At 57.4% G+C, this 20015-nt stretch carries 21 protein-coding genes; 13 read left to right on the forward strand and 8 right to left on the reverse strand.

Annotated features, from left to right (window positions below; translation table 11 throughout):
* Positions 1 to 241: 241 nt before the first annotated feature.
* Both mdtJ and mdtI read left to right on the forward strand, forming a co-directional pair.
* On the forward strand, positions 242 to 610 hold the full coding sequence (gene mdtJ, locus ACMGF7_RS18295) for a multidrug/spermidine efflux SMR transporter subunit MdtJ (protein ID WP_004932327.1): 369 nt from the start codon (positions 242 to 244) through the stop codon (positions 608 to 610).
* Entirely contained in the window at positions 597 to 926 is a 330-nt protein-coding gene (gene mdtI / locus ACMGF7_RS18300; protein WP_004932324.1) for a multidrug/spermidine efflux SMR transporter subunit MdtI, read from the forward strand. Before mdtJ ends, mdtI begins: the two co-directional genes overlap by 14 nt.
* A 62-nt stretch (positions 927 to 988) precedes the next feature.
* On the opposite strand, the gene ACMGF7_RS18305 is transcribed toward mdtI, so the two are convergent.
* Positions 989 to 1333 (reverse strand): RidA family protein, encoded by a 345-nt coding sequence (locus tag ACMGF7_RS18305; protein ID WP_015378124.1) that lies wholly within the window; start codon positions 1331 to 1333, stop codon positions 989 to 991.
* A gap of 133 nt (positions 1334 to 1466) precedes the next feature.
* On the opposite strand from ACMGF7_RS18305, the gene ACMGF7_RS18310 reads away from it, so the two are divergent.
* The 5 genes from ACMGF7_RS18310 to rnd all read left to right on the forward strand — a co-directional run bounded on the left by ACMGF7_RS18310 (position 1467) and on the right by rnd (position 7956).
* Positions 1467 to 3383 (forward strand): ATP-dependent DNA helicase, encoded by a 1917-nt coding sequence (locus ACMGF7_RS18310; protein ID WP_049240318.1) that lies wholly within the window; start codon positions 1467 to 1469, stop codon positions 3381 to 3383.
* A gap of 79 nt (positions 3384 to 3462) precedes the next feature.
* On the forward strand, positions 3463 to 4164 hold the full coding sequence (tsaB, locus tag ACMGF7_RS18315) for a tRNA (adenosine(37)-N6)-threonylcarbamoyltransferase complex dimerization subunit type 1 TsaB (RefSeq protein ID WP_164094874.1): 702 nt from the start codon (positions 3463 to 3465) through the stop codon (positions 4162 to 4164).
* 100 nt (positions 4165 to 4264) lie between these two features.
* A complete protein-coding gene (locus ACMGF7_RS18320; protein WP_049240321.1) occupies positions 4265 to 4855 on the forward strand; it encodes a Slp family lipoprotein in 591 nt (196 codons plus the stop codon).
* Positions 4856 to 5064: 209 nt separating this feature from the next.
* Positions 5065 to 6753, forward strand: coding sequence for a long-chain-fatty-acid--CoA ligase FadD (fadD, locus tag ACMGF7_RS18325; protein WP_004932309.1), 1689 nt, complete (start codon positions 5065 to 5067; stop codon positions 6751 to 6753).
* Between the two features lie 81 nt (positions 6754 to 6834).
* Complete coding sequence (gene rnd, locus ACMGF7_RS18330; RefSeq protein ID WP_015378121.1) at positions 6835 to 7956, forward strand: ribonuclease D; 1122 nt, start codon at positions 6835 to 6837, stop codon at positions 7954 to 7956.
* A 237-nt stretch (positions 7957 to 8193) separates the two neighbouring features.
* Here rnd and minE read toward each other — a convergent pair whose 3' ends face one another.
* From minE to minC, 3 genes are read right to left on the reverse strand one after another with little or no spacing between them, the layout of a single operon-like run.
* Positions 8194 to 8463 carry a cell division topological specificity factor MinE gene (gene minE / locus ACMGF7_RS18335; RefSeq protein ID WP_004932303.1) on the reverse strand — a complete coding sequence of 90 codons (270 nt, stop codon included), beginning with the start codon at positions 8461 to 8463 and terminating at the stop codon, positions 8194 to 8196.
* 3 nt (positions 8464 to 8466) lie between these two features.
* Complete coding sequence (gene minD / locus ACMGF7_RS18340; protein ID WP_004932300.1) at positions 8467 to 9279, reverse strand: septum site-determining protein MinD; 813 nt, start codon at positions 9277 to 9279, stop codon at positions 8467 to 8469.
* Between the two features lie 25 nt (positions 9280 to 9304).
* Positions 9305 to 10000 (reverse strand): septum site-determining protein MinC, encoded by a 696-nt coding sequence (minC, locus tag ACMGF7_RS18345; protein ID WP_004932297.1) that lies wholly within the window; start codon positions 9998 to 10000, stop codon positions 9305 to 9307.
* 136 nt (positions 10001 to 10136) lie between these two features.
* Between minC and ACMGF7_RS18350 the strand changes: the two genes are divergently transcribed.
* The 4 genes from ACMGF7_RS18350 (at position 10137) to ACMGF7_RS18365 (ending at position 12744) form a co-directional block, all read left to right on the forward strand.
* A complete protein-coding gene (locus ACMGF7_RS18350; protein WP_004932294.1) occupies positions 10137 to 10409 on the forward strand; it encodes a YcgL domain-containing protein in 273 nt (90 codons plus the stop codon).
* An 88-nt stretch (positions 10410 to 10497) separates the two neighbouring features.
* Positions 10498 to 11460, forward strand: coding sequence for a lytic murein transglycosylase (locus ACMGF7_RS18355; protein WP_239504276.1), 963 nt, complete (start codon positions 10498 to 10500; stop codon positions 11458 to 11460).
* A 58-nt stretch (positions 11461 to 11518) separates the two neighbouring features.
* The gene (locus tag ACMGF7_RS18360; protein WP_025159804.1) at positions 11519 to 12175 is read left to right on the forward strand and encodes a fumarylacetoacetate hydrolase family protein; all 657 of its coding nucleotides are present in this window, start codon (positions 11519 to 11521) and stop codon (positions 12173 to 12175) included.
* A 122-nt stretch (positions 12176 to 12297) separates the two neighbouring features.
* The gene (locus ACMGF7_RS18365) at positions 12298 to 12744 is read left to right on the forward strand and encodes a YcgN family cysteine cluster protein (protein WP_004932284.1); all 447 of its coding nucleotides are present in this window, start codon (positions 12298 to 12300) and stop codon (positions 12742 to 12744) included.
* Positions 12745 to 12862: 118 nt separating this feature from the next.
* Here the strand turns inward: ACMGF7_RS18365 and ACMGF7_RS18370 are convergent, their stop codons facing one another.
* The 3 genes from ACMGF7_RS18370 to nhaB all read right to left on the reverse strand — a co-directional run bounded on the left by ACMGF7_RS18370 (position 12863) and on the right by nhaB (position 16489).
* On the reverse strand, positions 12863 to 13624 hold the full coding sequence (locus ACMGF7_RS18370) for an aspartyl/asparaginyl beta-hydroxylase domain-containing protein (RefSeq protein WP_048323832.1): 762 nt from the start codon (positions 13622 to 13624) through the stop codon (positions 12863 to 12865).
* 648 nt (positions 13625 to 14272) lie between these two features.
* Positions 14273 to 14803 carry a disulfide bond formation protein DsbB gene (gene dsbB, locus ACMGF7_RS18375; RefSeq protein WP_004932277.1) on the reverse strand — a complete coding sequence of 177 codons (531 nt, stop codon included), beginning with the start codon at positions 14801 to 14803 and terminating at the stop codon, positions 14273 to 14275.
* Positions 14804 to 14923: 120 nt separating this feature from the next.
* A complete protein-coding gene (gene nhaB / locus ACMGF7_RS18380; protein ID WP_033632859.1) occupies positions 14924 to 16489 on the reverse strand; it encodes a sodium/proton antiporter NhaB in 1566 nt (521 codons plus the stop codon).
* Between the two features lie 243 nt (positions 16490 to 16732).
* Here nhaB and fadR point away from each other — a divergent pair, with 243 nt between their 5' ends.
* Complete coding sequence (gene fadR, locus ACMGF7_RS18385) at positions 16733 to 17452, forward strand: fatty acid metabolism transcriptional regulator FadR (RefSeq protein WP_004932271.1); 720 nt, start codon at positions 16733 to 16735, stop codon at positions 17450 to 17452.
* A 57-nt stretch (positions 17453 to 17509) separates the two neighbouring features.
* Here fadR and ACMGF7_RS18390 read toward each other — a convergent pair whose 3' ends face one another.
* On the reverse strand, positions 17510 to 19045 hold the full coding sequence (locus tag ACMGF7_RS18390; protein ID WP_016927460.1) for a SpoVR family protein: 1536 nt from the start codon (positions 19043 to 19045) through the stop codon (positions 17510 to 17512).
* Between the two features lie 298 nt (positions 19046 to 19343).
* On the opposite strand from ACMGF7_RS18390, the gene zinT reads away from it, so the two are divergent.
* Positions 19344 to 19994 (forward strand): metal-binding protein ZinT, encoded by a 651-nt coding sequence (zinT, locus tag ACMGF7_RS18395; RefSeq protein ID WP_004932265.1) that lies wholly within the window; start codon positions 19344 to 19346, stop codon positions 19992 to 19994.
* Positions 19995 to 20015: the final 21 nt, after the last annotated feature.

Genomic DNA, 20015 nt, shown 5'->3' on the forward strand with positions numbered 1-20015 from the left:
CGATCCTTGCCAGTGAGCATCACTGGTGCAGCGAGCTATAGCGTCTTTCTCCCTTAACCGGTGCGGGTAGCGGGCTTAGGCCTTCGTTCTACCGTTCAGCCGGGCAAACATTCTTTTTGCGTTTGGGTCAGTTTATCCCCAGGGATCTCTGCGTCTTGCGCGCCGTACTGCGGCCGTTCGACGAGATAAATCGGGATAAATATGCCTTGGCGCGTGTTATTCGCCGTTTGGGAGAAAAATTATGATTTATTGGATCTTTTTAGGTTTGGCCATCATGACCGAAATCATCGGTACCTTGTCGATGAAATACGCCAGCGTCAATGGCGGCATGATCGGGCATATCGTGATGTACGTGATGATCACCGCGTCTTATGTGCTGCTGTCGGTGGCGGTAAAACGCGTGGCGTTGGGCGTAGCCTATGCGCTGTGGGAAGGTATCGGCATTCTGTTCATCACCCTGTTCAGCGTGCTGTGGTTCGACGAGCCAATCTCGGCGCTGAAAGTACTGGGCCTGGCTACGCTGATCGCCGGCATCATGCTGGTGAAATCCGGTACCCGCAAAGAGCGAAAACAGGTCAGCCCGCGAGGTGACAACCATGCAACAGTTTGAGTTGTACCACATTGGGTTTCTGGGGCTGGCCATCGTGCTGGAAATCATCGCCAACATCTTCCTGAAGATGTCGGACGGCTTCCGTAAAATTTGGCTGGGATTGCTGTCGCTGCTGTCGGTGCTCGGCGCGTTCAGCGCCCTGGCGCAGGCGGTGAAGGGCATCGATCTGTCGATCGCTTATGCGTTGTGGGGCGGTTTCGGTATCGCCGCCACTATCGCCGCGGGCTGGATCATGTTCGGCCAGCGGTTAAACGCCAAAGGCTGGATCGGCCTGGCGCTGTTGCTGGCGGGGATGGTGATCCTTAAACTGTCCTGATAGCGGGCAATAAAAAACCGCAGGCGTTGCCGTCTGCGGTTTTTTTTCGTCTGCGCTCAGGCTTACAGCGCGGCGATGATTTTGATTTCCACTTTATATTTCGGATTCATCAGCTGCGCCTGCACGGTGCAACGTACCGGCGCGCTGCCGGCAACGACCCAGGCGTCCCAGGCGGCGTTCATCGCGGCGAAGTCGGCGGTATTGGCCAGGAAGATGGTGGCGTCCAAAATGCGGCTTTTATCCGAGCCTACGCGCGCCAGCAGCACGTCGATGGCTGCAAGCGCGTTGGCGGTCTGCGCGGTCGCGTCATCATCCAGGTTCTCCGGCACGCTGGTGTAGTAAACGGTCTCGTTGTGCACCACGGCTTCGGACCAGCGCTGATCGGGATCAATTCTTTCGATATTCATTTGCTTATCTCCATATCATAGTCCCGCTCAGGGTAGCACAGCCGGTGATGAAAAAGCGCGGCGATAAAGTGGGTGGTAGCCGGGCGGCAGGCTTGGCATAATCACCGCTGAATGACACCGGCAGAGAGACAGCGTGACAGACGATTTTGCAACAGACGGCGCATTGGCGCAGGCTATCAAGGGATTCAAACCGCGTGAGCCGCAGCGGCAGATGGCGCAGGCCGTCACCGAGGCGATCAATTTCAAGCAGGAGCTGGTGGTGGAAGCCGGCACCGGCACCGGCAAAACCTTCGCTTATCTGGCGCCGGCGCTGCGCGCCGATCGCAAAGTGATCATCTCCACCGGTTCGAAAGCGTTGCAGGATCAGCTGTATGCGCGCGATCTGCCCACCGTCGCCAAGGCGCTGAAGTACAAAGGCAAGCTGGCGCTGCTGAAGGGGCGCTCCAACTACCTGTGCCTGGAGCGGCTGGAGCAGCAGTCGATGGCCGGCGGCGAACTGGCGGGGCAGACGCTGATCGATTTGGTGCAGCTGCGCAAGTGGTCGTCGCAGACCAAAGAAGGCGACATCAGCACCTGCAGCGAAGTGGCGGAAGACAGTTTCGTCTGGCCATTGGTGACCAGCACCAATGACAACTGCCTGGGCAGCGACTGCCCGCTGTATCAGGATTGCTTCGTGGTTAAAGCGCGCCGCCGCGCGATGGATGCGGATGTGGTGGTGGTGAACCATCACCTGTTCCTGGCGGATATGGTGGTGAAAGAGGGCGGTTTCGCCGAGCTGATCCCGGAAGCCGAGGTGATGATTTTTGATGAGGCGCACCAAATCCCCGACATCGCCAGCCAGTATTTCGGCCAGCAGCTTACCAGCCGCCAGTTGCTGGATCTGGCGAAGGACATCACCATCGCCTACCGCACCGAGGTGCGCGATGCCGCTCAACTGCAAAAAAGCGCCGACCGTCTCAGCCTGAGCACGCAAGATTTTCGCCTTAATCTGGGAGAGCCGGGTTTTCGCGGCAATCTGCGCGATGTGCTCGGGGAGCCGAACGTGCAGCGCGCTTTATTGCTGCTCGATGACGCGTTGGAGCTGTGTTACGACGTCATGAAACTGTCGCTGGGGCGTTCGGCGCTGCTGGATGCCGCTTTTGAGCGCGCCACGCTGTATCGCGCGCGCCTTAAACGGCTGAAGGCGGTGACGGAGCCGGGCTACAGCTATTGGTATGAATGCAATTCACGCCACTTCGTGTTGGCGCTGACGCCGCTGACGGTGGCCGATCGGTTCCGCGAAATGCTGGACGAGAAGCCGGGCAGCTGGATCTTTACCTCGGCCACGCTGTCGGTCAACGATCGGTTGGGCCATTTCACCGAACGCTTGGGGCTGACCAAGGCCAAAACGCTGCTGCTGCCGAGCCCGTTCGACTATGCCAAACAGGCGTTGCTGTGCGTGCCGCGCTTTTTGCCTTCGCCGAATCAGCCCGGCGGGGCGCGCCAACTGGCGCGCATGCTGCGGCCATTAATCGAAGCCAACAACGGCCGCTGCTTCTTCTTGTGCACCTCGCACCAGATGATGCGTGAGCTGGCGGAAGAGTTTCGCGCCACGATGACGCTGCCGGTGCTGTTGCAGGGGGAAACCAGCAAAGGCCAGCTGTTGGCGCAGTTTGTCGCCGCCGGTAACGCGCTGCTGGTGGCGACCAGCAGTTTCTGGGAAGGGGTGGACGTGCGCGGCGATGCGCTGTCCTGCGTCATCATCGATAAACTGCCGTTCACGTCACCGGACGATCCGTTGCTGAAGGCGCGTATTGAAGATTGCCGCCTGCGCGGCGGCGATCCGTTCAATGATGTGCAGTTGCCGGATGCGGTCATCACCCTGAAACAGGGCGTCGGCCGTTTGATCCGCGACACCGACGATCGCGGCGTGCTGGTGATTTGCGATAACCGTCTGGTGATGCGCCCTTACGGCGAGGTGTTCCTCAATAGCCTGCCGCCCACGCCGCGCACCCGCGATCTGAAGCAGGCAATCGCCTTCCTGCAGGCCGCCGACACGTCGGCCACGTGAAAGATGAAGGGCTTACGGGGCTGTGCTACAATGCGCGCCCTGTATGAAAAACCCAGTTTTATTCCCGCCAGAGGTTGGCATGTCCACGCGAATTTTAGCGATCGATACCGCGACGGAAGCCTGTTCCGTCGCCGTCTGGAATCAAGGCGAAATCCACGCCCTGTTTGAGCTGTGCCCACGCGAGCATACGCAACGAATTTTACCTATGGTGCAGCAGGTGCTGGCGGAATCCGGTCTGGCGCTCAACCAGCTCGATGCGCTGGCCTTCGGCCGTGGCCCCGGCAGCTTTACCGGGGTGCGCATCGGTATCGGCATCGCTCAAGGCCTGGCGCTGGGCGCCGATCTGCCGATGATCGGCGTTTCCACGCTGCAAACCATGGCGCAGGGCGCCTGGCGCGTCAGCGGCGCGGAGCGTGTGCTGGCGGCGATCGATGCGCGCATGGGTGAAGTTTACTGGGGGCAGTTCGAACGCCAGGCGGACGGCCGCTGGTGGGAAAGCGAAAGCGAGGCCGTGCTGTCGCCGGCGCAGGCGCTGGAGCGTGCGCAGCGCCTGCAGGGCGAATGGGCCCATGTTGGCACCGGGTGGCAAACCTACCCCGATCTGGTCAAGGGTTCCACGCTGAGCGTGCGCGACGGCCAGATGCTGTTGCCGCAGGCGCAAGACATGCTGCCGCTGGCGCTGCAGGCCTGGCAAGAAGGGCTGGCGGTAGCGGTGGAAAATGCCGAGCCGACCTACCTGCGCAATGAAGTGACCTGGAAAAAACTGCCGGGCCGCGACTGATCGCGGCGTATTGTGCTGATGTTGATGCCGGGCGATGAAGGCCTGCAACTTGAACGATGAAACGCGGTCAAAGTTACAGCCATTTCAGGAGATTGCGACCATGTTAATCCGCACTGCAAGTAAAAAGCTGTCGCTGCTGGCCGTCGCCTGCGGCGCGCTGGTTTTATCCGGGTGCGTCACCGTACCGGATGCGATCAAAGGCTCCAGCCCTACGCCGGTGACTCAGCTTTCCTCGGTACAAAATGCACCCAACCTGTTTACCGGTGCGGAAGCCCGCTTCGGCGGCACCGTGGTGAACGTCGCCAACGAACAAGGGCGCACGGTGCTGGAGATTGCGGCGGTGCCGCTCGACAGCGGTGCGCGGCCGATATTGGGTGAACCCTCGCGCGGCCGCTTGCTGGCCACGGTAAACGGTTTCCTCGAGCCGGTTGATTTCAAAGGCCAACTGGTGACCGTTGTCGGCCCCATTACCGGCCTGAAAGAGGGGCGGATCGGCATGACGCCGTATCGCTTCGTGACGATGAACGTGACCGGTTTCAAACGCTGGCATCTGGTGCAACAGGTGGTGATGCCGCCAGCGCCGATGGGGCCCTGGGGCTGGCGCGGAGGTCCGTGGGGACCCGGTTGGGGCGCAGGCTATGGCTGGTACAACCCTGGCCCGGCGCAGGTGCAAACCATCGTAACCGAGTAGCATACGCTTGATGTGAACAAATTTGACAGGGCGGCTCAGGCCGCCCTTTTGCTTTTTGGGATAAGGAATATCCGACAATTAGTGACGTACATCGCAACCTGAATAATGTTTAAAACCCGAACTGGTCTGCTGAGTTAAAATATTGTTATGGTTAGGCTGCGAGTTTGAGGGCTGCGATGATAATTAGTAATGATTTCAGGAGTAATACCTTGGATAAGGTCTGGTTAAAACGGTATCCGGCAGATGTGCCCGCAGAGATTGATGCCGATCGCTATTCGTCGTTGATCGAAATGTTTGAGCATGCCGTGCAGCGCTATGCCGATCAGCCCGCCTTTATCAATATGGGCGAGGTGATGACCTTCCGCAAACTGGAAGAACGCAGCCGGGCTTTCGCGGCTTACCTGCAAAATGAACTGGGCCTGAAGAAGGGCGACCGCGTCGCACTGATGATGCCTAACCTATTGCAATACCCCATCGCCCTGTTCGGCATTCTGCGCGCCGGCATGGTGGTGGTCAACGTCAACCCGCTGTATACCCCGCGTGAGCTGGAGCACCAGTTGAACGACAGCGGCGCCAGCGCCATCGTCATCGTTTCCAACTTTGCCCATACGCTGGAAAAAGTGGTGTTCAACACTCAGGTCAAGCACGTGATCCTGACGCGCATGGGCGATCAGCTGTCGGCCGCCAAAGGCACGCTGGTCAACTTCGTGGTCAAGTATGTCAAGCGTCTGGTGCCGAAATACAACCTGCCGGACGCCATTTCATTCCGCAGCGCGCTGCAGCGCGGCCGCCGCCTGCAGTATGTAAAACCGGACATCATTAATGCCGATCTGGCCTTCCTGCAATATACGGGCGGCACCACCGGGGTGGCGAAGGGCGCGATGCTGACGCACCGCAACATGCAGGCCAACCTCGAGCAGGCCAAGGCCGCCTATTCGCCGCTGTTCCGCGAAGGGCAGGAACTGGTGGTGACGGCGTTGCCGCTGTATCACATTTTCGCGCTGACGGTGAACTGCCTGCTGTTTATCGATCTGGGCGGGCGCAATTTGCTGATCACCAACCCACGCGACATTCCTGGGCTGGTGAAAGAACTGGGCAAATATCCGTTCACCGCCATGAGCGGGGTGAATACGCTGTTCAACGCGTTGCTGAACAACGAAGAGTTCCACAAGCTCGATTTCTCTACGCTGCGTTTCTCGGTCGGCGGCGGCATGTCGGTGCAAAAAGCGGTGGCCGAGAAGTGGGAGAAAACCACCGGTAAACACCTGCTGGAAGGTTATGGCCTGACGGAGTGCGCGCCGTTGGTGGCCGGTAACCCTTACGATCTGAAACACTACAGCGGCAGCATCGGCCTGCCGGTGCCGTCGACGGACATTCGTCTGGTGGACGACAATGGCCAGGATGTACCGCCGGGCGAACCGGGCGAACTGTGGGTCAAAGGGCCGCAAGTTATGTTAGGCTATTGGCAGCGCCCGGACGCCACCGACGAAGTGCTGAAAGATGGCTGGTTGGCGACCGGCGATGTGGTGACCGTAGATGAGCAGGGGTTCGTGCGCATCGTCGACCGCAAGAAAGACATGATCCTGGTCTCCGGTTTCAACGTTTACCCGAACGAGATCGAGGACGTGGTCAGCCAGCATCCGAAAGTGCTGGAATGTGCGGCGATCGGTGTGCCGAGCGAGGTCTCCGGCGAAACGGTGAAGATCTGCGTGGTGAAGAAAGACGCCTCGCTGACCAAGGAAGAGCTGTTGACCCATTGCCGTCGGCACCTGACCGGGTATAAAGTGCCTAAAATTGTTGAGTTCCGCGATGAACTGCCGAAGTCTAACGTCGGCAAGATTTTGCGGCGAGAACTGCGCGATGAGCTAAAAACGCCGAAGCCGGCCGATGCCGCCTAGGTGTCGCTCTCGCGCCTGACTATCAACAACGCCGGTGAATGCCGGCGTTGTTGTGTTTGAATCCTACAAGAGAATGATGTTTTGAATTATCAGTTGATCACTACCGATGCCGGATTGCAGCAGGTCTGCGAGCAGGCGAGAAAGCATGCCCAGATTGCGCTGGACACCGAGTTTGTCAGAACGCGCACCTACTATCCGCAGCTGGGCCTGATCCAGCTCTACGACGGTGAACAACTCTCCCTTATCGATCCTCTGCCGATCAAGCAATGGCAGCCGTTTGTCGACCTGCTGGCCGACACCGCCGTGGTGAAGTTCCTGCATGCCGGCAGTGAAGATCTCGAAGTGTTTCTCAACGCCTTTAAAACGCTGCCGACGCCGATGGTCGACACTCAGATCCTGGCGGCCTTTACCGGCCGGCCGCTCTCCTGTGGCTTCGCGACGCTGGTGGCGGAGTACATGAAGGTTGAGCTGGACAAGAGCGAGTCGCGCACCGACTGGCTGGCGCGCCCGCTGACCGAAAGGCAATGCGTGTACGCGGCCGCCGACGTGTTCTATCTGCTGCCGATGGCTAAACAGTTGGTGCAGGAGACCGAAGAGGCCGGTTGGACCGCGGCGGCCAATAACGAGTGCCTGCTGCTGTGCCAGCGCCGTAGCGAGACGCTGGCGCCGGCATTGGCCTACCGCGAAATCAGCAACGCCTGGCAGCTGCGCCCGCGTCAGCTCGGTTGTCTGCAGAAGTTGGCGGAATGGCGGCTGCGCCAGGCGCGTGAGCGCGATCTGGCGGTGAACTTTGTGGTGCGTGAGGAGAACCTGTGGCAGGTGGCGCGCTATATGCCGTCTTCGCTGGGAGAACTGGATTCGCTGGGTCTGAGCGGGCCGGAGATCCGTTATCACGGTAAAACGCTGCTGGCGCTGGTGGCGGAGGCCGAAGCGCTGGACGAGTCCGAGTTGCCGGCGCCGTTGGCCAACCTTATCGATCAGCCGGGCTACAAGAAGGTGTTCAAAGACATCAAGGCGGCGATCGCTACCGTCAGCGAGCAAAGCGGGTTGAGCAGCGAGCTGCTGGCATCCCGTCGCCAAATTAACCAATTGTTGAACTGGCATTGGAAACTGAAGGACGGCGAGAGTCGCCCTGAATTAATCAGCGGCTGGCGCGGCGATTTATTAATGGTGCCGTTGCAGGACATCCTGAAAGATTATTAATCGCTGGTTATCACCAGGGCAGGGTAGGGAAACTCTGCTCGGGTGAATATAGGCAGGAAATAATGCGTTGAAGGTAAATCTGGCCAGAATTTACTTTAAACGAGGTGGCGGCAAAGTTAATTGGGAATTGTCCCAAAGGGGAAAATCGATTTTTTGCTGCCGATAATGCTTAATAACTGGATGCACATACAGTTACCCCCTGCATAAAATATACAGGGGGTAATTAATGCGTCGCAATCATTTAGCTGCTTCTTCCGATTCCGGTAATGTCACGTTAAGTTCAAGTACCGAAATATCGTCCCCTTTCTGCTCGAACTGCACATGCAGCATTTCAGGATCGATCTGAATGTATTTGCAAATAACCGCCAGAATATCGCGTTTCAAATCAGGCAGATACGGGGGCTCACTGTCCCCGCGACGACGCTCTGCGACGATAATCTGCAGCCGTTCCTTGGCTATATTGGCTGTCTGTTTTTTGCGGGACAGAAAGAAGTCTAATAAGGCCATGGTTTATCCCCCAAAAAGGCGTTTCAGGAAACCCTTCTTCTCTTCTTCAATGAAGCGGAATGGGCGTTCTTCCCCCAACAAGCGGCAAACGGTATCGTCATACGCCTTACCGGCGTCTGACTCGGCATCCAGAATGACAGGCTCACCCTGGTTGGAAGCGCGCAGCACGGACTGGTCTTCCGGGATTACGCCCACCAGCGGAATGCGCAGGATTTCCAGCACGTCTTCCATGCTCAGCATGTCGCCACGGCTGACGCGGCCCGGGTTGTAACGGGTCAGCAGCAGGTGTTCCTTGATAGGCGATTCGCCTTTCTCAGCGCGGCGTGATTTAGAAGAGAGAATGCCCAGGATACGGTCGGAGTCGCGTACCGAAGAGACTTCCGGGTTGGTGGTGATGATAGCTTCGTCGGCGAAATACAGCGCCATCAGCGCACCGGTTTCGATACCGGCCGGTGAGTCGCAGACCACGAAGTCAAAATCCATCTCGCCGAGATCGTTGAGGACTTTTTCAACGCCTTCACGGGTTAACGCGTCTTTGTCGCGCGTCTGCGAAGCCGGCAGGATATAGAGGTTTTCAGTGCGTTTGTCTTTGATCAACGCCTGATTCAGCGTGGCATCGCCCTGAATCACGTTCACGAAATCATAAACTACCCGACGTTCGCAGCCCATGATCAGGTCAAGATTACGCAGACCGATATCGAAATCGATCACGACGGTTTTCTTGCCTTTCTGGGCCAGGCCGGTAGCGATGGCCGCGCTCGAAGTGGTCTTGCCAACGCCCCCTTTACCCGATGTAACAACAATAATGCGTGCCATGAAATGGATTCCTTGTCAAAAGGGCTTAATTTAAAGGTTGTATGGTTAAAGCGTTATCCAACAGGCTGAGTCGTACGGCCTGCCCGACGTAATCGGACGGGATTTGGTCGCTCAACCAGTACTGCCCTGCGATAGAGACTAGCTCAGCCGCCAGGTGGGTGCAAAAAATCTGACATTGCGTGTCGCCTGACGCGCCTGCCAGTGCGCGACCGCGCATCATGCCGTAGACATGAATATTGCCGTCGGCAATCAACTCGGCGCCGGCGCTGACGCTGCTGGTCACGATAAGATCGCTGTTGCGGGCGTAAATCTGTTGGCCGGAGCGGACAGGCGTACTGATGATGCGCGTTTTGGCGGGGGCGTTATCCGCCACCACGGGCGCTGGTGCAGGCTCCGGCGCCGCCATTTTCTGGCCTTTGCCTTCGCTCAGCAGCGGCAGCCCGGCGCGGGCTATCGCGCGCTTTTGACGCTCATCTCTGCAACCGCTGATACCCACAACGCGCAGACCTGCTGCCGCGACAGCCTGTTGAAGTTCTTTCCAGTTCGCATCGCCTTCCAGCGTTGCGACGTTGATAACAACAGGGGCGTTTTTCAGAAAAGCGGGCGCTTGCTCAACTTTTTCCTGTAACGCCTGGCGTATTACCTCGGGCTGCGAATTATGCAAATGAACAACCGATAGGGTAAAACTGCTGCCTTTTAGCTCAATTGGCGATTGTGACATCTATCCTGACTCAGTCTCAGCAACTTTAAATCCCCGGAATACCACTCGGGGTGCGATATTCCGATGTACTATAAGCATGTTATAGTCAGAGTTATATCCAGGCAAGACGCTCCCTCAATTAAATAGAGTTAAAAAAATGCTTTGTGTGATCTATAGAAGCCCGAAACGCGATCAAACTTATCTTTATGTCGAAAAAAAAGACGATTTCTCTCGTGTGCCGGAAGAGCTGATGAAAAGTTTCGGCGTGCCGCAATTCGCCATGATGCTGTCGCTCGATGAGCGCAAAAAATTGGCCTCGGCGGATATCGAAAAGGTGAAGCAGGCGTTGAAAGACGAAGGCTATTATCTGCAGTTCCCGCCGCCGGTTGAAAACCTGCTCAATCAGCATCTGGCGGGCGATAAGGCCTGAGACAGTCGCCACGGCCAGGGGAGGCGCGATGACACGTTCGGCGAGAAAGACCGTATTGGCCGCCTGGTTGGCGCTGGGCGGGGTGCTGATGCCCGGCGCATCGCAGGCGGCGCAGGAGACGACGCTGGCGGTGAGCGGCCGCGATCCGGCGCAGTTCCCGGCGTATGTCGATCAACTTAAGCGCCGGGCGCGGGAACAGGGCATCAGTCAGGCCACCCTTGATCGCGCGTTTGCGCAAATCCATTTCGTCGATCGGGTGATCAAGGCCGATCGCAATCAGCCGGAGCAGAAGGTAACCCTGGACGACTATCTACGGCGGGTGATGTCGCCCGCCAAGGTGCGCCAGGGGCGCGAACTGTATCGGCTGCGCCATGCGCAATGGTCGCGGGCCAGCGAGCGCTATCGGGTGCCAGGGCGTTATATCATCGCGCTGTGGGGGATGGAGAGCGCCTACGGCAAGATTCAGGGGCGGGAAGACGTGGTGTCTGCGCTGGCGACCTTGGCGTTTGAAGGGCGCCGTGAAGCTTTTTTCAGCCAGGAACTGATGGCGGCGCTGCAGATAGTCGAGCAGGGGCACGTCGGCGATACGCCGCTGAAAGGCTCCTGGGCCGGCGCGATGGGGCAATGCCAGTTTATGCCGAGCTCCTTCTTGCGCTACGCTGCGGATGGCGACGGCGACGGGCGCATCGATATCTGGAATAACATTGACGACGTTTTCGCGTCTACAGCCAGCTACTTGTCCAAAGAGGGTTGGCAGCCCGGCATCGGTTGGGGGCGCGAGGTCAAATTGCCCGCCGGTTTCAACCGGGCCGAACTGGGTCTGAAAGACGCGCAGGCGCGCAGCGTCAACGACTGGCAAAAACGCGGCGTGCGCCGCGCGGATGGCAGTGCGTTGCCGCATGCTGTGCAGCGCGGTTGGATTATCGCGCCGGATGATCTGCAGGGGCGGACGTTCCTGGTCTATGATAATTTCCGCACCCTCATGCACTGGAATCGTTCTTACTATTTCGCTCTCGCCGTGGGTATGATGGCAGACGCGATCGGGCATTGATCCGGCACACCAATAATCGGCTTGGCGCGCCAAGCCTCTACAGTTTGGGAGAAGCGGTATGTATCAACATAGAGACTGGCAGGGTTCGCTGCTCGATTTCCCGGTGAACAAGGTGGTCTGCGTCGGCAGCAACTACGCCGATCACATCAAGGAAATGGGCAGCGCGGTGTCCGTCGAACCGGTGGTGTTTATCAAACCGGAAACGGCGTTGTGCGATATCCGCCAGCCGGTGGCTATCCCCAAAGAGTTCGGTTCAGTGCACCATGAGGTCGAGCTGGCGGTGCTGATCGGCACGCCGTTGAAACAGGCCAACGAAGATCGCGTTGCGCGGGCGATCGCCGGTTACGGTGTGGCGCTCGATCTGACGCTGCGCGATCTGCAAGCGGGCTTTAAAAAGGCCGGTCAGCCGTGGGAAAAGGCCAAGGCCTTCGACGGTTCCTGCCCGATGTCGGGATTTATCCCGGTGGCGGAATTCGGCGATCCGCAAAACGCCGAGCTGTCGTTGACCGTCAACGATCAATTGCGCCAGCAGGGCAATACGCGCGACATGATCACGCCAATCCTGCCGCTTATCAGCTACATGAGCCGCTTCTTCACGCTGCGCGCCGGCGACATCATCCTGACCGGCACGCCGCAGGGCGTGGGCCCGATGGCTTCCGGCGACATGCTGAAAATCAGCCTGAACGGCAAAACGCTCAGCACCCGGGTGATCTGATTTCTCCTTGCCGCCGGCATCGTCGGCGGCAAAGCTTGCATCTTGTGGCTAAAATGTCTATATAGTCCCCCCTCGAACCTGCGCGCAGGTGACTTATCCATTTACCGAAACCGGACGCTAACATGTCACAACTCGCTTTTTGGCAACAGAAAACGCTGGCGGAAATGTCAGAACAAGAGTGGGAATCGCTGTGCGACGGGTGCGGGCAATGCTGTTTGAATAAGCTGATCGACGAAGATACCGACGAGATTTATTTTACCAACGTAGCCTGCAACCAGCTCAACATCAAATCCTGCCAATGCCGCAACTACGAGCGGCGCTTCGAGCTGGAAGAAGACTGCATCAAACTGACGCGCGAAAATCTCACCACCTTCGATTGGCTGCCGCCTACCTGCGCCTATCGTCTGATTGGCGAAGGCAAGCCGCTGTTCCCCTGGCACCCGCTGATCAGCGGCTCCAAAGCGGCGATGCACGGCGAGCGCATCACGGTGCGGCATATCGCAGTGCGCGAGAGTGAAGTGGTGGACTGGCAGGATCATATCCTCAACAAGCCGGACTGGGCCAGATAACGCCGGCCCCCTTGCGCAGCAAGACGCGTTTTCATGCAAGAGGGCGGCGTGTCAGGACACGCCGCCCTCTGCAATTGCGCTAACCGGCAGGCGTGAGGTTATCGCATAAGCCGTCACTTCACTCTTTTTTGTCGCGGCGGCGCCAATTGGCCAGATTTTTCAGCGGCTGCTTCACGTAAGGGCTGGCTTTAATCAGGCTGAACAGCAGTTTATTTACCGCCGTCCCCACTTTGTCCATCGGCCGGTCGATATCGAGAAACAGCACCGCACGCAGTTCGTCGGTATCATTGCGCACCTCGTGTTCATAAGAGTCATCAAACAAAATGACCTTGCCTTCATCCCAGTGCAGGATCTGATCGTCGACGCGGATCCAGAGCTTGTCCCGATCCTTTGGCACGATCAATCCCAAATGCGCGCGCACCACGGCACGAGTCGGACCTTTGTGGGGGACGATGTGATAGTGCGGCTTAAGGATCGAAAACATGGCGGTGCGCATGCCGGGGATCTCGCTGACCGCCTGTGCGGTGTGCGGGCAAATGGCGCAGTTCTCATCAACGCGCTGTCCGTAGACAAATAGCCCGAAGGTTTTCCAATTATCCCCTTTGGAGATGCGTTTCTGATCCGGTGATATTTGATGGAACGCGGGGATGTCCTCCGGGTGCTCCAGTAACCGATCCAACTCCTGGCGAATGGCTGGCCAACGGGCTTCCAGCGCCGTCACCCAATTAAATTCATGATTACCGATCCGCGGCGTGGTGGAGATGAGCGAATGGCGAGTTTGAAACTCGCCGTTCCAGCGCAGGAATTTTTTCCCTGCTTTGAGCAGCATGCGCCGCAGGAACGGGCGCTGAGACGTGGTGGGAAAGGTGCTATCCGGCATAAATCGTGTCCTTGATGTCATTGGCCTACTGCTTTCAGCATAAGGAAAGAATCACGAACGATTTTAATCATTAGTGCGCGAGTGATGGCCGATGAGTGATACCGCGCAGAGTTAAATTTGAATGATTTCTTTAAAGACAGCGGGGACTGACGGTTGGGGGAGAAGGAAAAAAGCCCCTGCAAAGATGAGGGGCAAGACACACAACAACACCAGGGAAATCGGTAGTACTCACTTTGCCGATACTATAAGGATTTTATGGGTAAACTTCACCAAAATATTGTGCTCTGAATGTGACAAAGGTGCAGTCGTTCATAAGTAACGGTAATTTATTGATGCTCGAAGGCTGAAAGGAATGAGCCAGAGCGGCCAGTTTTTAGTCGCCGATATCGCAGAAGTTTAATGTTATGTAAATTACTCGCTTAATTGTGCCGGGATGCTTCTTTTTAAACGATAAGTTGGGTAATTTGGCCGCTCTCCCGCAAGTTCGAGAGTATAACAATGAAAATGATCCGCCTGTTTGCCGTAGCTGGAGCGCTGATCGTGCTCGTTTACTTCCTTACACATACCTGAGGTGGCTTTATCTCGGAATGTGGCAGCAATACCTAAAAAAACGGCGCCTTCCGGCGCCGTTTTTTGTTTGTCTGCCGTTCAGCGGCCGAACAGGTCGCGGCGGCGTGGGCGAACAAACTGCGCGATCAGCACAATCAGCGCCACCAGCAGATAGGCGCCGAAGATGCCGACCAACCATTGCGGCATTTCCAACGTCAGGAATTGCCATTGACGCACGGAGCAGTCACCGGAAGCGTGGAACACCGCCGGCAGCCATTTGTCCAGCGGCAGCCAGGACGGGAAGCTGACGAAGAAATCGCAGGTATTGAATGGCGAAGGATGCAACTGGATCATGGTGTGCTTCCACGCCAGCTGTACGCCTTCCCAGGCGCTGTAGATCCACAGCAAGATCGCCGCGTAGCGCAGCGGCGTTTTCGGCGCGATGGCGCCCACCAGCGAGGCGCCGAGGATACCGAACAGCGCGCAACGCTCGTAAATGCACATCACGCACGGCTGCAGCAGCATAACGTGCTGGAAATAAAGCGCGACCAGTTCCAACACCAACGCTGTCAGGGCCATCAGCAGCCAGGCGCCGCGTCCTTGTGAACAGCGGTTAAAGAATTGCAACATATCTAGATTCTTCCATGCAGTAAGCAATTGAACCGGCAGTGTAAACCAATTCCTCTTCGCTGCCAGCCACCTGGGCCGGATTCAGCGTAAAAATAGTCGGTTCACCCTGCCGACGCCGTCTCAGTGGCCGACGGCGTCGATGGACGGCAGCGTCAGCCAATGCCACTGCGTCAACAGCTCGGTCGCCGGTTCCAAGGTGAACTGGACGCACAGCAGGCCAACCACCGTCAGCACCACCGTATAAGGCAGGGCCATCCATACCATGCGGCCATACGACAAACGCACCAGCGGCGCCAGCGCAGACGTCAGCAGAAACAGAAACGCCGCCTGCCCGTTAGGGGTAGCGACCGAGGGCAGATTGGTGCCGGTATTGATGGCGACCGCCAGCAGCTCGAACTGCTTCAGCCCGATAGCGCCGGTTTCCAGCGCGGTGCGCGCCTCGTTGATGTAAACCGTGCCGACGAACACGTTGTCGGAAACCGACGACAGCAGGCCGTTGAACAGGTAGAACAGCGAAAGCTGAGAAGCGGGCTCGGCGCGCAGCACAAACTGGATCACCGGGCTGAACAGGTGCTGCTCGATGATGACCGCGACCACGGTGAAAAACACCGTCAGCAGCGCGGTGAACGGCAGCGCTTCCTGGAACGCTTTGCCGATGGCGTGCTCGTCGTTCACGCCGCACAGGGAGGTGGCGAGAACGATGACCGACAGGCCAATCAGCCCCACTTCAGCCAGGTGGAAGGCCAGCGCCAGCACCAGCCAAACGCCGATCAGCGCTTGCATCACCAGTTTGAGCCGTTCTTGCTTGCTACGGCCCGCAGTGGCCTTGCGGTCATACTCTTTCAGCACGTCGCGTACCGCTTCCGGTAGCTGCGCGCCGTAGCCAAACAGGCGAAAACGTTCTACCAGCCAACAAACCAGCAGGCCGCACACCAACACCGGCAGCGTGACCGGCGCCATTCGCAGGAAGAAATCGATAAAACCCCAGCCCGCGTTTTTGGCGATGATCAGGTTTTGCGGCTCGCCCACCATGGTCATGACCCCGCCGAGCGCGGTGCCGACGCCGGCGTGCATCAGCAGGCTGCGCAGAAAGGCGCGGAATTGCTCCAGCGTCTGTTTGCGCTCTTCGCCGGTAAAATCGCTGTCATCGCCGATGTCGCCGTCGGGGCGATTCGACGTCACGTTGTGATAGATGGAATAGAAGCCGGTGGCCACGCTGATCACCACCGCCACGACCGTCAGCGCGTCGAGAAAGGCGGAAAGAAAGGCAGCGGCCAGGCAGAACGCCAGCGACAGCAGCGTTTTCGAGCGGATGTTGAGCAGCAGCTTGGTGAATACGAACAGCAGCAGTTGCTTCATAAAGTAGATGCCGGCCACCATAAAGATCAGCAGCAGCAACACGTCCAGATTATGTTCGATTTCCTGCGAGACCTGCGCCGGGCTGGTCATGCCGATGGCCACGGCCTCGAGCGCCAGCAGGCCGCCCGGCAGCAGCGGGTAGCATTTCAGCGCCATCGCCAGGGTAAAGATGAACTCGACCACCAGCAGCCAACCCGCGATAAACGGGCTGGCGAAAAAGAACACCAGGGGGTTGATCGCCAGAAAAATGAGAATGGTCAGTTTGTACCAGTCGGGAGATTGCCCCAGAAAATTTTTGAGCAGGGCGCTACGCAGGGTTGTTTCCATTGTGCTCTATGCATCCTTCAATCAGTCGTAGCACGTACCCTAACAATGCGGCGGGGGCGTGCGCAACCTGAGCTTGTTTTACGATGAGAAAATTCCCACGACCGGTATTTTTGCTCGTTTTTTGCCACGTTATGCACACTTTCGTTTATTGTTTTTCGCTCACGCTATGTCATGTCAGCACGATCTGGTATGATGAGCTGATTACTTTTACTGATTTTATCGTCGCAACGGAACGTCAAACACATGGTCATAAAGGCGCAGAGTCCTGCCGGTTTCGCGGAAGAGTACATTATTGAGAGTATTTGGAATAATCGCTTCCCCCCTGGCTCTATTTTGCCCGCGGAGCGTGAGCTTTCGGAGTTGATTGGCGTCACGCGCACCACGTTACGTGAAGTGTTGCAACGTCTGGCCCGCGATGGCTGGTTGACCATTCAGCATGGCAAACCGACCAAAGTGAACAATTTTTGGGAAACGTCCGGCCTCAATATCCTTGAGACGGTGGCCCGTCTCGATCACAAAAGCGTCCCTCAGCTGATCGATAACCTGCTGTCCGTGCGCACCAATATCGCGTCGATCTTTATTCGCGCCGCGGTGCGCAATCATCCGGAGCAGGCCCAGGAAGTGTTGGCGAAGGCCGCCGAGGTAGAAGATCAGGCGGACGCTTTCAATCTGCTCGATTACGAGATCTTCCGCGGTCTGGCGTTCGCTTCCGGCAACCCGATCTACGGCCTGATCTTCAACGGTCTGAAAGGGCTGTACACCCGCGTGGGCCGTTACTACTTCTCCAATCCGGAAGCGCGCAAGCTGGCGCTGGCCTTCTACAGCAAGCTGTCCACGCTGTGCCATGAGAAATTGTACGACCAGGTGATGGATACCGTGCGCAGCTACGGTAAAGACAGCGGAGCGATTTGGCAGAGCATGCAGGGCACCATGCCGAGCGATCTGACCGAAGCGCGTCGTTAATCGCGAGTCAATGAAATAAGAAAGGGCGCCATGCGGCGCCCTTTGTCGTTGTGGCGGTTACAGCGGCGTAGGCCGCGGCGGGCAGCGATCGAGCAGCTCTACACTGCCGTCTTCATTTTGCTGCTCGAGGATCACGTCGAAGCCCCACAGGCGATGCAGGTGCTTCAACACGTCGCGGCGGCTCTTATCCAGTGGCGCGCGTTCCTGCGGGATGTAGCGCAATGTCAGCGAGCGGTCACCGCGCAGATCCACGTTCCAGATCTGAATGTTCGGCTCATGGTTGCTCAAGTTGTATTGCGCCGACAGCTCCTGGCGGATCGCCCGGTAACCGGCTTCGTTATGGATCGCGGCAATCTCCAGATAGTTGTTGCGATCGTCGTCCAGCACGGTGAACAACCGGAAATCGCGCATCACTTTGGGTGACAGGAACTGGCTGATAAAGCTCTCGTCCTTGAAGTCGCGCATGGCGAAGTGCAATGTCTCCAGCCAGTCTTTTCCGGCGATGTCCGGGAACCAGTAGCGGTCTTCTTCGGTCGGCGATTGGCAGATGCGCTTGATGTCCTGGAACATGGCGAAGCCCAGCGCATAAGGGTTGATGCCGTTATAGTACGGGCTGTTGTACGGCGGCTGATACACCACGTTGGTGTGGCTGTGCAAAAACTCCAGCATAAACCGCTCGGTCACTCGGCCCTCGTCGTACAGATGGTTGAGGATGGTGTAATGCCAGAAGGTGGCCCAACCCTCGTTCATCACCTGAGTCTGCTTTTGCGGGTAGAAATACTGGCTGACTTTGCGCACGATGCGCAACACCTCACGCTGCCAGGGTTCCAGCAGCGGTGCATTCTTTTCGATAAAATAGAGGATATTTTCCTGCGGTTCGCTCGGATACCGGCGCGCCTGCTCCGGCGATTCTTCGCGTTCAACGCGTGGCAAGGTCTTCCATAACGTATTCACCTGGCTTTGCAGATACTCTTCGCGGCTTTTCTGGCGCGCTTTCTCTTCCACCAGGGAGATTTTCTGCGGGCGCTTGTACCTGTCGACCCCATAGTTCATCAGCGCATGGCAAGAGTCCAGCAGTCGCTCCACTTCATCGACGCCGTAGCGCTCTTCGCACTGGCTGATGTAGTGGCGGGCGAACAGCAGATAATCGACGATGGAGCTGGCGTCGGTCCAGCTGCGGAACAGATAGTTATTCTTGAAGAACGAGTTGTGGCCATAGCAGGCGTGCGCCATCACCAGTGCCTGCATGGTGATGGTGTTCTCCTCCATCAGGTAGGCGATGCAGGGATTGGAGTTGATGACGATTTCATACGCCAGCCCTTGCTGGCCCTGTTTGTAGCGCTGTTCGGTTTCGATGAACTTCTTGCCGAAGGACCAATGGGTATAGTTGATCGGCATGCCGACGCTCGAATAGGCGTCCATCATCTGCTCGGAGGTGATCACCTCGATTTGATGGGGGTAGGTGTCGAGTCGGTAATGCTTGGCGACGCGGTCGATCTGCTCCAAATACACCTGCAGCAGTTCGAACGTCCAGTCCGGTCCATCGCTCAGACGTTTATCATCCTTAACCTTTTCATGTGTTGAAGTAGTCATCAGCGCACCCTCATTATTCACGGGTCTTGCTCAAACGGCAGACCCTGTAACAAGCATAGTTCAAGTCATAATTAACCATTGCAAATCAGTGAAATAAAAATGCCGGTACGCAAAGGGGCGAACGGCGGTCAATCCGGCGCCCGTCCCGGCAGAAGGCGGTGCGGCACCGCACTTCCTCTTCGAGTATAACCCTGCGGCAGGGGGGCGCAACACAATGCCTGTTGCACGACAAGGATTGAAAAATGTTATGTTATATTGTAACTTTTAATTTTTCCCGATAACGGACAAGGAGCGCATTTTGGCGAGGCATTTTGGCAAACTGGCGGTGGCGCTGGCCGCGTTGTTTATCAGCGGGCAGGCATGCGCCCACGGGCATCATTCACATGGCAAGCCGCTGACGGAGGCGGAAAAAAAGGCGGAGGCGGGGGTGTTCGACGATAAGGACGTCAAAGATCGCGACCTGGCCGACTGGGAGGGCGTGTGGCAATCCGTGTATCCCTATCTGCTCAATGGGGATCTTGACCCGGTGTTCAAGAAGAAAGCGGCACAGGACAAGCGCAAGACATTCGCCGAAGTGAAGGCGTATTACCGCAAAGGGTATGCCACCGATGTGGATACCATCGGCATTGAAAACGGCGTCATGGAATTTCACCGCGGTGACCAATCCAGCGCCTGTCAGTATAAGTACGCCGGGCATAAGATCCTGACGTATGTTTCCGGTAAAAAGGGCGTGCGTTATCTGTTTGAATGTCAGGATGCCGGCAGCCTGGCGCCGAAATTCGTGCAGTTCAGCGATCATATTATCGGCCCGCGCAAATCGGCGCATTTCCATATCTTTATGGGCAACACGTCGCAGGAAGCGTTGCTGAAAGAGATGGATAACTGGCCGACTTACTACCCATTCCAACTGCAAACCAAAGAAGTCGTGGATGAGATGCTGCATCATTGATGCTGCTCGTTCCCGCAACCA

Source organism: Serratia sp. BNK-17, assembly GCF_048684935.1.
Lineage (GTDB): Bacteria > Pseudomonadota > Gammaproteobacteria > Enterobacterales > Enterobacteriaceae > Serratia > Serratia nematodiphila.

Excerpts from the sequence above, each read along its gene's own strand:
- mdtI (WP_004932324.1), top strand. The coding sequence starts at position 597 with ATGCAACAGTTTGAGTTGTACCACATTGGGTTTCTGGGGCTGGCCATC.
- ACMGF7_RS18390 (WP_016927460.1), bottom strand. The coding sequence starts at position 19,045 with ATGACTACTTCAACACATGAAAAGGTTAAGGATGATAAACGTCTGAGC.
- ACMGF7_RS18320 (WP_049240321.1), top strand. The coding sequence starts at position 4,265 with ATGTTAATCCGCACTGCAAGTAAAAAGCTGTCGCTGCTGGCCGTCGCC.
- minD (WP_004932300.1), bottom strand. The coding sequence starts at position 9,279 with ATGGCACGCATTATTGTTGTTACATCGGGTAAAGGGGGCGTTGGCAAG.
- ACMGF7_RS18365 (WP_004932284.1), top strand. The coding sequence starts at position 12,298 with ATGTCACAACTCGCTTTTTGGCAACAGAAAACGCTGGCGGAAATGTCA.
- dsbB (WP_004932277.1), bottom strand. The coding sequence starts at position 14,803 with ATGTTGCAATTCTTTAACCGCTGTTCACAAGGACGCGGCGCCTGGCTG.
- tsaB (WP_164094874.1), top strand. The coding sequence starts at position 3,463 with ATGTCCACGCGAATTTTAGCGATCGATACCGCGACGGAAGCCTGTTCC.
- ACMGF7_RS18305 (WP_015378124.1), bottom strand. The coding sequence starts at position 1,333 with ATGAATATCGAAAGAATTGATCCCGATCAGCGCTGGTCCGAAGCCGTG.
- ACMGF7_RS18370 (WP_048323832.1), bottom strand. The coding sequence starts at position 13,624 with ATGCCGGATAGCACCTTTCCCACCACGTCTCAGCGCCCGTTCCTGCGG.
- minC (WP_004932297.1), bottom strand. The coding sequence starts at position 10,000 with ATGTCACAATCGCCAATTGAGCTAAAAGGCAGCAGTTTTACCCTATCG.
- ACMGF7_RS18355 (WP_239504276.1), top strand. The coding sequence starts at position 10,498 with ATGCCCGGCGCATCGCAGGCGGCGCAGGAGACGACGCTGGCGGTGAGC.
- ACMGF7_RS18350 (WP_004932294.1), top strand. The coding sequence starts at position 10,137 with ATGCTTTGTGTGATCTATAGAAGCCCGAAACGCGATCAAACTTATCTT.
- nhaB (WP_033632859.1), bottom strand. The coding sequence starts at position 16,489 with ATGGAAACAACCCTGCGTAGCGCCCTGCTCAAAAATTTTCTGGGGCAA.
- minE (WP_004932303.1), bottom strand. The coding sequence starts at position 8,463 with ATGGCCTTATTAGACTTCTTTCTGTCCCGCAAAAAACAGACAGCCAAT.
- mdtJ (WP_004932327.1), top strand. The coding sequence starts at position 242 with ATGATTTATTGGATCTTTTTAGGTTTGGCCATCATGACCGAAATCATC.
- ACMGF7_RS18360 (WP_025159804.1), top strand. The coding sequence starts at position 11,519 with ATGTATCAACATAGAGACTGGCAGGGTTCGCTGCTCGATTTCCCGGTG.
- fadR (WP_004932271.1), top strand. The coding sequence starts at position 16,733 with ATGGTCATAAAGGCGCAGAGTCCTGCCGGTTTCGCGGAAGAGTACATT.